The 12,156-nt window shown below is 53.6% G+C and carries 11 protein-coding genes; 8 read left to right on the plus strand and 3 right to left on the minus strand.

Annotated elements, in window-relative coordinates; all coding sequences use genetic code 11:
• Positions 1-69: 69 nt before the first annotated feature.
• A complete protein-coding gene (locus tag GC165_08875) occupies positions 70-1,221 on the minus strand; it encodes a hypothetical protein (protein ID MBI1332980.1) in 1,152 nt (383 codons plus the stop codon).
• A gap of 21 nt (positions 1,222-1,242) precedes the next feature.
• The gene (gene ilvA / locus GC165_08880; protein ID MBI1332981.1) at positions 1,243-2,454 is read right to left on the minus strand and encodes a threonine ammonia-lyase; all 1,212 of its coding nucleotides are present in this window, start codon (positions 2,452-2,454) and stop codon (positions 1,243-1,245) included.
• 36 nt (positions 2,455-2,490) lie between these two features.
• Here ilvA and GC165_08885 point away from each other — a divergent pair, with 36 nt between their 5' ends.
• From GC165_08885 to GC165_08920, 8 genes are all read left to right on the plus strand, one after another.
• A complete protein-coding gene (locus GC165_08885; protein ID MBI1332982.1) occupies positions 2,491-4,899 on the plus strand; it encodes a Bacterial alpha-L-rhamnosidase in 2,409 nt (802 codons plus the stop codon).
• A gap of 413 nt (positions 4,900-5,312) precedes the next feature.
• Positions 5,313-5,720 carry a hypothetical protein gene (locus GC165_08890; GenBank protein ID MBI1332983.1) on the plus strand — a complete coding sequence of 136 codons (408 nt, stop codon included), beginning with the start codon at positions 5,313-5,315 and terminating at the stop codon, positions 5,718-5,720.
• Positions 5,717-6,277 (plus strand): prepilin-type N-terminal cleavage/methylation domain-containing protein, encoded by a 561-nt coding sequence (locus GC165_08895; protein MBI1332984.1) that lies wholly within the window; start codon positions 5,717-5,719, stop codon positions 6,275-6,277. Before GC165_08890 ends, GC165_08895 begins: the two co-directional genes overlap by 4 nt.
• A 62-nt stretch (positions 6,278-6,339) precedes the next feature.
• A complete protein-coding gene (locus GC165_08900) occupies positions 6,340-6,657 on the plus strand; it encodes a hypothetical protein (GenBank protein MBI1332985.1) in 318 nt (105 codons plus the stop codon).
• Positions 6,658-6,662: 5 nt separating this feature from the next.
• Positions 6,663-7,301, plus strand: a complete 639-nt coding sequence (locus tag GC165_08905) for a hypothetical protein (protein ID MBI1332986.1) — start codon at positions 6,663-6,665, stop codon at positions 7,299-7,301.
• A 78-nt stretch (positions 7,302-7,379) separates the two neighbouring features.
• Positions 7,380-8,846: an ATP-binding cassette domain-containing protein gene (locus GC165_08910; GenBank protein MBI1332987.1), complete on the plus strand. Its 1,467-nt coding sequence runs from the start codon at positions 7,380-7,382 to the stop codon at positions 8,844-8,846.
• Positions 8,843-9,808 (plus strand): ribose ABC transporter permease, encoded by a 966-nt coding sequence (locus GC165_08915; protein MBI1332988.1) that lies wholly within the window; start codon positions 8,843-8,845, stop codon positions 9,806-9,808. The genes GC165_08910 and GC165_08915 overlap by 4 nt, the downstream gene beginning before the upstream one ends.
• Positions 9,809-9,824: 16 nt before the next feature.
• Positions 9,825-10,850, plus strand: coding sequence for a substrate-binding domain-containing protein (locus GC165_08920; GenBank protein MBI1332989.1), 1,026 nt, complete (start codon positions 9,825-9,827; stop codon positions 10,848-10,850).
• Between the two features lie 30 nt (positions 10,851-10,880).
• Here the strand turns inward: GC165_08920 and GC165_08925 are convergent, their stop codons facing one another.
• A complete protein-coding gene (locus GC165_08925) occupies positions 10,881-12,113 on the minus strand; it encodes a hypothetical protein (protein MBI1332990.1) in 1,233 nt (410 codons plus the stop codon).
• Positions 12,114-12,156: the final 43 nt, after the last annotated feature.

Genomic DNA, 12,156 nt, shown 5'->3' on the forward strand with positions numbered 1-12,156 from the left:
TCGATGCGAAGATGACGGGCGAAATCGTAGGAAGCTGTATGGAGAAAGTCTTGATGCGTACTAAAGATATTAATCTCCCTGTTCTCCTTCTTTTTGAAGTTGGGCGGACCGTTGTTCAATGAACTTTCTCTCTTTCTCCTCAGCAATCCTCATGAGCTCACCAAGTCTCTCTCTTATTAGATCAATTGATGTTAAGTCCTTACGACCTTCTTTTGTGTTGGTTTGCTTAAAGTTGCTTCGAACGAGTGAACGTATCTCCTCATTGCTGAAGGTTTCGACTTTGAACCCACTACCATTGCTTGGCCTGAACGTTCGCGAAATGTTTTGTAGTTCCGCTTTGAATTGATTTCCTGAAAGAAATAAGGTTCCGTCAAGTACTCCGGTTTCTGCCATCCGTTTGTGAAACCGGTCATTCGAAACAAAGATGTGGGTAAAAGGACAGTATTCAAGGTAATTCAAATCCAGGACGTGGGTTGGTTGAGATGAACTGTGCTTGCTTCTAACTAATATCAAGTAGCTGAGGTGTAATTTCAAAACGAAATAGGCATATGGGCTAAGGATCCTGATCGAATAACCAGCGTGGTCAGCGAACCTTTCTAAGATGACGGATACTTGCTCACGATTACCTCCAGCGATTGTCAAAAGATATGCGAGCCAAGTACTCTTAAGTGATGGCTTATTTGCATACTGCTCTGCTACACCATGAATCTTTCTCTTATCCTTTACGAACTCTATTATGATCCGTTCTTTACGAACAAGCTCTTCTAGGGCGAGAGCTTGTTCGTCCTGGAACGTAATCCTCCACAGTTTGGATAGTTCTTGCTCAGATTTTAGAAACTGGCCCTGTTCCCAGTACAGTAAGGCAAGCTCGATAGGGTGTCCACCAACAAAGTCGCCTCTAACACCATCTTCGTCGTAGTAGGTTTGCTGATGATCTACGACTGGACGCCTGCTTCCACTATAGTCCCGTCCCATTAGGGAGTTTAGGATCAGGCCCCTTGATTCTGCGTTATAGATGCCATGCAGTGATTGAAGTTTTTCACAAAGACTACCCATTGAGATAGTCTTTTCACCTCCCAGCTTATCAAGGTCTGCAAGGATTTCGGCTGGTAGTATAGGGCAGACAATGGGGCTGAAGCAACAGCTACAAACAAAAACCTCGTCTTTCGAAAGCATTTGGAATGCCGATTTGTCGAGCACCACAAACAGACCGTTGAACATTTGACTACGTTATTAGGATATTCAATACAATTCGCACGGCATTCCAAGTTCTTCAATGTGCGAAATTAGCGCGTCGGCGTGTTCCTTATCTCGGGTCTCGGCCACGCATGAGATCGTGACTCGGCTGAAGTTGGGTTTGCCAAACGTTCGCTCGTGACTGATCTGCTTCACGCTCGCCTTCATCTCGGCGATGGCGTGCGTTAGCTTCTCAAGGCCGCCTGGACGGTCCGAAATCTCGCACCGAAAACGCACCAAACGCCAGTCGCACCGCAGGCCGTAGTTGATGACTCGGCCGAGCACGGACGGGTCGATGTTGCCGCCACAAAGAACCAGCACGACCTTCTTACCCTTCAGATCGTCGAGCTTGCCGGCGATCATCGCCGCAAGTGGCGCGGCGCCTGCACCCTCTACAACGCCCTTTTCAACTTCGACGGCGCGCAGAATCGCGAGGGCAATATCCCGCTCGGTCACCGTCACCACGCGGTCGATGTGCTGGCGTGCCAACTCGAAGGCGTTCGAGCCGACACACGGAACGGCCAGACCGTCACCCAGTGTGTCTTCCATCTCGATAAGGATTGGCTGTCCGTACTGCACGGCTGCGGAATAGGAAGCGGCGTATTCCGGCTCGACACCGATGACCTGGACCTCGGGCTTTCGCGTCTTGACTGCCAAAGACAGACCGGCGATGAGTCCTGCACCGCCGATCGGTAAGACGATAGCGTCGACATCCGGGATTTGGTCGAGGATTTCCAGACCCAACGTTCCGGCTCCGGCGATGACGTCGATCCCGTCGAAGCCGTGTACATAGGTCATGCCGTCGCGTTCGACATACTCGTCGGCCCTTTGCTTAGCCTCGGCGATGTTGTTGCCAAAAAGCTCGACTTGCGCGCCAAATTGTCGACACCGCTCTTGCTTCACCATCGGGGCGGTGACGGGCATTACCACCCGAATCGGGATGCCCAACTGTTGGCCGTGGAAGGCGATTGCCAGAGCGTGATTACCGGCCGATGCAGCCACCGCGCCCCGCTTTCGCTGGTCGTCGCTCAGGAGCATCAGCGCATTGCGTCCGCCTCGCTCCTTGAACGAACCCGTCTCCTGTAGGTACTCCATTTTGTTATAGATTTCGCATCCAAACATCGAACTAAGAATGCGAGAATGGCGACACGGAGTGACGGTGATTCCCGGAAAGATCCGCTCCTTTGCGGCAAGAATTTCCTCGAAAGTTGGCCTCATGGCAATTCGTAAGAGTTTACAGGTTAAGCTAGCGGAATGTCGCAGGTAACCCGGGTCGTCTTGTCGGAAGACCCTTTTTCTGCCAGCCGGACCGATTCGCCGTGGAATCGCGGGCGACTCGATGCCAAGTTCATCGCCCACCCTGCCTCGGCGAACCGCCCATTCTTTGCGATTTACACACTCGCTCTCGACCTGAAGGAGGACTTGAAGACTCGGATCCACGTCACCGCCGATGAACGGTACCAACTCTTCCTCGATGGCGATCTCGTGGCGCGTGGGAGCGAGCGCGGCGACAATGAGCATTGGTTTTACGAGAGCTATGACCTGGACCTGTCGGCTGGTGACCACCATCTTTCGGCCCTCGTGTGGTCCCTTGGAAACGATCATGCGCCTCTCGCGCAGGCAATGGTTGAGCACGGCTTTCTCTGTGTGGCCGACGACACAAACCTCAAGGCACAGTTGACCACCGGTCATGCCGCCTGGAAATGTGCTGAGGTCAAAGGGATCGAGATTGTGCCGCATTCGACGACTTATGGGGTTGGCGACCGCTTTCGATTCCTGGGCGGCCAGTTCTCGCTTTCGGCCTTGGAGGGCCGCGGCGAGCTTGTCGAACCGACGAAGTCCGAGACTCCGACACTTCCTGAAGCTGTCGATCTAAACCCCATCCGAATTCTTCGTCCGGCCTCGCTTCCGGCGATGTTCTATCGCGACTGGAAGACCTTCAAGATTCGCCACATAGGCTACTGCGAAAGCGCCGATACCGCCAGCGTCACGATCAAGAAGGAGAACGATTCTCCCAGTCAGTACCCGCGATGGCAAGATCTTCTTGATGGAAAGGACCTTACGATTCCACCGAACCAGAAGGTTCGATGCATCGTCGATCTGGATAACTATGCGTGCGCATATTGGTATTTAACGACATCAGGAGGACAGGGCTCCAAGGTTCGGATTCATTTCCAGGAAGCACTGATCAAGAACTTTGACGATGGCGATCGCGGCAATCGAGACGAGGTTGAGGGCGGCCATTTTGTGATGATGTGGTCACGCGCGCTCGGGTTCGGCGACGAGATCGTGCCCGGTGGCGGCAAAGAAGAGAAGTATTCGACGTTCTGGTGGGTGTCCGGCCGCTACATGGAGATCTATGTGGAGACCGGCGACCATCCGCTGATTCTGTCCGGCTTCCGCTTGGAAGAGACTCACTACCCGGTGATCCCGCCAACTCCGCCGTTCCATTGTTCGGATGAGAAGCTGAATAAGATCGTGGACATCTGCATTCGGACCCTGCAGATGGATGCGCATGAGACCTTCTTCGACTGCCCCTATTACGAACAGCTTCAGTACGTCGGCGACTCTCGCATTGAGTCGATGATCATGATGGCGATGACCGACGACGGGCGACTTTCGGCGAAGGCCACCGACCTCTATCGCTGGTCGATCGGCTACCGCGGCATGACGCAGTCTCGATACCCAAGCCGCAACCGCCAGTACATCCCGCCGTTCTCGATCTGGTGGGTTCTGATGGTCCACGACCAGCACGTTTGGCGGGGTGACCAGGCTCTGCTTCGTCAACTCCTACCGAGCGTACGCACGATCCTTTCCTTTTTTGAGCAATACATCGACCGGGACTCGCATTCACCCACCTTCGGGCTGATGCAGTCGCCCGACCAATGGAATTTCGTTGACTGGATTTCGGCTTGGAAAGACGGCGTGCCGCCCGGTGGTCTGCACGGATACAGCATTGTGATCAATCTCCAATTGGTGCTGGCCCTAGAGTCCGCTGTTGAGATCGAAACGGTCTACGGACACAATAATTCCCAGCGTCCTTTGATGGGATGGCTGCAGCAGCTTCGGCAGGCGGTGAAGAAACACCTGAACTCGGAGGGCCTTTTGCTGGATTCCCCGAGCGAAAAGACGGTTTCGGAGCAGCAGCATGCCTTGGCGCTGCTCAGCACCGACAAGGAACTCCAGGCAATCGGTGAGCGATGGTACGCCAAGGACAGGGAAGGAAGTGCCGCGACTTATTATTTCCAGCACTACCGGCACGAGGCGTTTGCCCGTTTGGGGCGATTCGACCGACTTCTGGACAATATTCGCAGCCAGTGGGGTGGCATGATCGACAAGGGATTGCGGACCACCATTGAAATGCCGGACCCGGGACGGTCCGACTGCCACGCTTGGTCAGCCCACCCGGTGCTTCATCTTCAGACAAAGATTCTTGGCCTCAGACCCATAGAAGCTCATCAGTATGAATTCCATCCTCACTTGGTCGATTTGAGTTGGGCGGAAGGATACATTTCGACCGGTAAGGGCCCGATTCATGCAAGAGTCGAAAAGGTGGGTAAGACTTGGAAGGCGAGCTTGGTGATCCCGGATGGCGTCACTGTGTCGGTTCCTGAAGTGCGCGGCTTAATTGTAGGACCAAAGACGGTAACCATCGAGCCGTAAGGTCTTCAATTGAACCAATCGGCTAGACGGGGTCGTAATTAGGGTGATCAAAGTGTAAAATGTCGCCCATAAGAATTTTATTAGTACCCCACGAATGCGTGACAGCATATCTGCGAGGAAACCCCACCTATTTTGGGATATCCGAACTGGCGGCATTCCCGGCCTCTCGCAATCTGCTTGGGAATACGATTTGGGCAACTTTGTCCAAGAAAAGCTTCTTCCTAAGGGGTCTTGGCAAACAAGGACGTTGGTCGTCTTTGCAATGTTCTCGGTCATCGGTGGCCAGTTTTCAATGGGATAAATACGGGGTTATCGTTCAGTCAATTGATAGCGATTTTCCAAAATGGATTAAAGATAAAAGAAATGTGCAAGATTGCAAGGCTTTGGCATGGACTTTGTTCTGCCGTCTGTGTATGAAAATTTGCACGGCCCTCGCGTGGCTTCTCTCGGGTACGGCTGCGGTTCTGTCGATGGGTGCCATCGTTCAGACGAAAGACCGTCCGAGCGATGACTATCTCGTATCGCAGGCAAAGGCGGCCGAAAATCGGGCGCCGAAGATCGACTATCCGACGACCGATGTGCGCGGGCGAAAGATCCCTCAATTCGACATGCTGATCGTCATGACCGGATGTAAGTCGTGCTCCGATTTTCGTATCAAGGCGAAAACGTTCATGGATTCGCATCCCGAATGGGCTTTTCTGGTTGTAACGCCCGACATGGTGGACATGGACGGCTTTCTCAAAACTGATAACTACTATGTTGTTGAAATGAAGGCGGGCACCAAGCTGGCAGAACTTGCTTCTGGAGTGTATCAGCGATGAGAAAGAACGGCTTTACATTGGTTGAGATTCTGAGCGTGATCGCTATTCTCGCGATCCTCTCCGCGATCTTGTTTCCCGTGATGGCAAAAGCTAGTGGCGAGGCAAAAGCGAAGGCAGCCGGTCAAAATCTTCGCGGTTTTTGGCAAGGGCTAATGTTGTATCAGAGCGACAACGACCCCAAGGTCGAGTACGGCGAGGCCCAAGAGATGGGACTTCCGTCGAGCGAAACCTTTATGAATTTCGTCAACGGCTACACACACGACTATCACAACAGTTGGCGCACTAAGACACAGTTTTTCCCGTGCGGGCTGGATCAAGATGGACCGCTCCGCTCTGTTGGCTTAATCTACGGTCCGTGGGACTACAACTGGGTGCCCGACGTTGAGAAGCTTCAAGGAGACACCATGGTCATGGCCGACAAGAACTGCAACCCGACGGGGACTCGCCTGTTCTGTCAGTTTTGCATGAAGCGATCGATCGGCATCACCCTTGCCGGAACCATCAAGGATCGATCTAACGATAAGTGGATCGTTACTAACCAAAAGTTCTACCAATAACCCAAGTTTCGGAAGTTGCCTTCCGGGAGTGATTCATGAAAAGAAACACGAAATTATTCATCGTGAGCTTGCTTGCGTGCACGCTCATCTCATCAAATGCTTACAGTGGTAGCACGGGAACATCCGGCGGGGACGGTAAAGTGTCGGTGTGCATATCCTGCGACGAAATTCCGATTCCTAATCTGTTCTGCCCAATTGTTAGTAGCGAAAACAAACTTTGCGGCACCGAGAATTGGATCGTCAATGGAAGCCAAGACTGTCGCCGAATCATTAAGACGACCGTTTGGTGCGAAACCGGCGGCACCCAGGTTTACACACACACGGAATGGGCCGGAACGGATACTTGGTGCAACGGAGATAACCTCGATTGCCAACACTAGGGACAATGAAGCATCGACAAACAATTTTGGTCAGCATCGCGGCTATGATGGTCGCGGGCTACTGGTACCACCAATCCCGTCAGGATACGATTCGGACGGCCTCCGACAAGTTCGGACGGGCCGTCTTGGCCGCCGACACGGATGCGCTCTGGAACTTTTTGCCGCAGGAGGATCGCAAGTTCTACGGATTCGACAAACAGCGATTTGGCTCCTTCTGGTCTCAGGCAATTGCTCCAGGCTTCAAGCGGTTCGACTGCTATCGCATTTCCACAGGCGATTCGAATGGCTTGGAGGTCGAATTTTGGGATTCCCGCCAGAAAGAGTACGCTAATCCAAATTGGAACCGGGCGAGGCTTCTTGTCTCTGGACAGTTGGGAGATTACTTCTCGCCCTACCTGGTGGCGTGTTCAATTTCTAATGTGTCAGTTCAGGATCCAACGGAAATCAGAACTGACCAGTATGTTCGTTTCATCAAGTTGGACCATTGGCTAACTTCTCATCGAGGCCTCCTGGAGGGCATGGGAGTTGCAAAGATTTGTCGTGGTCCGGGTTTCGACAAAGGGCAAACCATAGACCAACTTCTCGCTGACTATCGACTTGCTCAAGTCGAGCTCAAAAAACGGGTCGCCGTCGCAAGCCTCTAGCTTAGGCGGGGACCCTTTCCAATTTTTTACAGACCGTTCCTTGAGTTTGAGTCAGATTCAACGGTAAGGTATCCCACAATGCTGAAAACCGTCGGTCTGACAAAGGCGTATGAAGCCACGGTCGCCCTTGATGCTTTCGATTTCGAGGTTCATGCCGGAGAGGTAGTCGGCGTTATTGGCGAAAATGGGGCGGGCAAAAGCACGCTGATGAAGCTCCTGTCGGGCATTATCCAGCCCACCGCCGGGCACATTGAAGTCGACGAAAAACCAGTGCGGATGAAGGACACCACCCACGCTTCTCGCCTGGGAATTCAGATCGTCCATCAGGAGCTAAACCTGATTCCAACCCTCAGCGCCGAGGATAATCTTTTCCTCGGAGCCGAAAAAGGAAGCGCCCTGGTCGATCGGAACGCAACTCGTCGGGAAGCGGTCAGCTTGCTTGATCGGGTTGGGGCGAAGTTCGCGCCGACGACCCTTTGCGAAGACCTGTCTATTGCCGAGCAGCAGCTCGTCGAGATCGCCAAAGCCCTGTCAAAGAAAGCGCGCCTTCTCATCCTCGACGAGCCCACAGCGGTTTTGAGCGATGTCGAATCGCGGATGCTCTTTGACATTGTCGCAAAGCTGCGAGCCGACGGCGTCGCCATCCTCTATGTTTCCCACCGCCTTCCCGAAATCCTCGAAATCTGCTCGCGGATCGTGGTCCTTCGCGATGGCCAAAAAGTCGCCGATCAGGATCCAACTGGTCTCTCCGAAAGCGATCTTGCGAACCTGATGGTGGGGCGAAAACTCGAAGACGTCTTTCCGGACAAAGCCCCGATCCAAGACGAGATGGTCCTCGAAGTCGAAAGCTTTTCGGTGCCCGGTTACGCAAAAGGAGTTTCGTTCTCGGTCAAGGCGGGAGAAATTCTTGGCTTCGCTGGGCTCATCGGATCGGGACGGACGGAAACTTGCGAGGGAGTTGTCGGAGTTCGAAGCGGACGGGGGAAAGTCTCCGTTCGTGGCAAAACGCTCCCCAGTCTCTCGATAACGGCCACCAAAAAGGCGGGCCTTGTCTACGTCTCGGAGGACCGGAAAGGGAAGGGCCTGGTGGTGAGCATGTCTATCGAAGAAAACATGGCCCTCGCCAACCTCAATTCCCTTAACTCGACCAAGAAGAGGCTTGCGAATGCTGCGAAGTGGATTGGCGACCTAAAAATTAAAGTGCCCGACGCCAGCCTACCCATGACATCGCTCTCCGGGGGGAATCAACAAAAATGTTCCGTGGCCAAGTGGCTTGAAACCGATCCAGCCGTCATCATTCTCGACGAACCGACCCGTGGTATCGACGTTGGGTCGAAGGCCGAAATGTACCGGCTGATTGCCTCGTTGGCCGAATCGGGCCTAGCCTGCATCGTCATCTCTAGCGAGATGCCAGAATTGATCGGCTTGGCTCACCGAGTCGCCGTGTTTCGAGAGGGAAGAATAGTGGGCGAACTGGTGGGTGAAGATATTAGCGAAGCCAAGATCATGGCATTGGCGGCAGGTGTGGAAGGAGAAGCAGCGTGAAGAAATTTATACAACAATATGGGGCTCTAATTGCACTGATCGTGCTGATCATCTTCAACACGATTTGGCAGGGTCACGACTTCTACGCCGCTGAAAACATCCGAAATATCCTCGCCCAAAACTCGGCTAAGGGCATGATCGCTATCGGGATGACCCTTGTTATCATTGCTGGCGGAATCGATCTCTCGGTCGGCAGCATGGTTGGCCTGCTGAGCGTCCTTATCTTGCTGGGCCTCAATAAATGGAACAGCATGCCCGCTGCTTACGGCATTGCCATCTTCGGTGGGATCCTTATCGGTTTCTTCAATGGCCTCCTGGTTTCGCTGGGGCGCATCGCGCCTTTCGTGGCCACACTGGCAGGGCTCGGTGCCTTTCGCTCACTAGCGATGGCTATCACCAATGCGGGGCAGGTCACGACCACCAATCCAAACTTTGAGAACATCGCAAATGGTGGATTTCCCCTTCCGGGACTCCACACTGTCTCCGGCGATCCGTTGGTTATCTACTGGCCGATTCTCGTCTTCTTTGGACTGGGGGCCATTGCTGCTTTCATTCTCAACCGCTCAGTATTTGGCCGACGCCTCATCGCGACCGGCGCTAACGAGCAAGCTTCCGAGTATTCGGGCATCAAAACCAATTCGGTCAAGCTGGCCAGCTACTCGCTCCTTGGTCTGATGACGGGCATTGCCGCCCTCTGCCTTACCGCCCGCTACAACTCGGCCTCGTCCGCCACCCAGGGCCTCTACTATGAACTCGACGCCATCGCCGCCGTGGTGATTGGGGGAACAAGCCTCTCCGGTGGACGAGGGCGAATCGGAACCACCGTCATCGGCGTCCTGATCCTTGGTTTAGTCGATAACATGCTCACCACCAAAGGCATCGACTCTAACTGGCAGGGCTGTGTAAAAGGTGTTATCATCCTACTTGCTGTACTGTTGCAGCGCAACAGCTCACGAAAGTAAAACCAAGAGCAAATCAATGAAGACAAAATCGCTATTGAAATACGGCCTCGTCGCGATGGCCGCCCTCATGATGGTCGCGTGCGACAACAGTTCCGGCGGCACCAATTCCGATGCTTCCTCCAGTTCGGCATCGTCGTCAAATACGAACACCGCTACGAAGAAGTTCAAGATCGGCGTTTCGATTCCCGCCGCCGATCATGGCTGGACGGCTGGCGTTAAGTATTGGGCCGACGAGGAAGCCAAGAAGCATCCAGAAATCGACTTCGACATTCAAACCGCCGATTCACCCGATAAGCAGATCTCTCAGCTCGAAGCGATGGCCACCAAGAAGATTGACGCCCTCGTTATTCTCGCTACCGAAAGCGCCCCGGTGACGCCTGCGGCCAAGAAGCTGAAGGATCAGGGCATCTTCATTGTCAACGTAGACCGCGGTTTCACGGACGCGTCCATCGCCGACATCTTCCTTGCCGGCGATAACAAGAAGTTCGGTACGATGTCGGCTGAGTTCATGGCCGACAAGTTGAAGGGCAAAGGCAACATTCTGGTCCTCGAGGGAATCCCCTGCACTGTCAATACGGACCGAGTGGATGCCGCCAAAGCCGTCTTCGCTAAGTATCCGGGAATCAAGATTCTCGCGAGCCAGTCGGGAATGTGGAACCAGCAGAAGGCCTACGACGTGATGCAGACGATGCTCACGGCCAATAAGCAGGTTGACGCCATCTGGGCCCAAGACGACGACATGGCGCTTGGTGCCGAGCGAGCCCTCAAGCAGGCCGGACGCGATAAGGGAGTTTGGATGCTCGGAGGAGCGGGAATGAAGGACATCGTCAAGCGAGTAAAGGACAACGATCCGATGTTCCCAGCCGATGTCACCTATCCACCTTCCATGATCGCCGATGGTATCAAGGCCGCAGTCGAAACGCTAGAAAGCAAGTCGAAGGATGAGCTGAAGAACTTCAAGCACGAAGACCGCGAAATCAAGATCGATTTGGTCACGCCAGCTAACGCGTCGGACTTCTACTTCGAGAATTCGGTCTACTAGGGCCGAATCGAAACCTTCAAGCCGGACGAGTTACTCGCCCGGCTTGCTTTTGTCTTTGGCCATCGCGTCGGCGATGACCGTTCCCAGAATCTGCTTGATGGGCAACAAGGTCTCGATCAGCTTTCGGTTGGTCTGGTGTTCCTTCGAGTACGAGAAATCGACGAAATAGGCTCGCCCGGCTTCTTCGCTCGTAAAGCTGATTCCCACTGTCGATCGCACTCCGGCTTCTTCGTATACCGCCTTCTCCATCGACGCGGCCTTAGGGAAGTCCTTCATCGTGTCCATGATCCAGAAGTCCCGTTCTCCAACCTGCTTTCGCAGCCAAGGGAAGAAGGAAAGGGGAATTGGCTGGTAGTTGCCAACCAGAATCTCTTCGCCCGTCTTTTGCCAAGCGTAATCGATGTTGAAGGTTCCTTTCTGCAGGTCGATTTCTCCGATCATCGAACGATCGGCTCCGAGGAATGTAGCAACGGCTTCCAGCGTCCGAATGATCTCCCTCGGCTGCTGCTTGGGATTCGCCTTCATGTGCTCGATGGCGCGATTGGTCAACAGTTCGCTCAGTTGCGACTTGGCCCGAAGCTCGTTCTTGTCCTTGACGATGCTCGTGACATCCTTGTAGAGAATGAGGTTTCCAACCGGATTTCCTTTCACGGTTAGCGTGCAGAAAGTTCGTTCGAGAATCTTGCCGTCTGTCATCACCAATTGATCGACGGTCCTTTCTGCACCTGCCCCACCGAGGGTCCGCAGTCGGTTGATCGTCGTATAGTCGGTGCTGATCGTCCGATTGCGCGAGTTGGCCAGGAAGTACTCAAGGTCGGTGCCGATGATCTCTTTCGGGGTCAATTCGCATCCCGCCAGGTAACAAAGCTGTTCGTTGACGTAGGTAACCTTAAATCCGTTGCTCGTGAACAAGACGCCGACATCGAGCAGATTCATCAGCGAATTTAGATGGGCGGTGGCCACTTGCTGCTGCTGTTCGGCCACACTCTTTTCGCGGAGCTCCTTCTTGAGGGTTCGTCGCTCGGTGTCAACCTTGTCGATCTGGAATTCGAACCGTTGGCGCAAAAATGTGGCAACGACCTCCGTGCGACTGGACGAATTATATTTGACCATAATCCGCTTCCAGTAGGTCGAAACGGTATCCGTACTGATGCCCAGGAGTTGAGCAATCGTTTTGTCGGTCTTACCGTCGGCGGCAAGCCAGATCACTTGGTGTTCCCTGGACATGCCTTCGAATTCGAATTGAGAGATATTATCGATCATAGCAACAAATGAGTAGGTGGGGTGGTTTAAATATTAAGACGGT

It is taken from the genome of Armatimonadota bacterium, assembly GCA_016125185.1.
Lineage (GTDB): Bacteria > Armatimonadota > Fimbriimonadia > Fimbriimonadales > Fimbriimonadaceae > Fimbriimonas.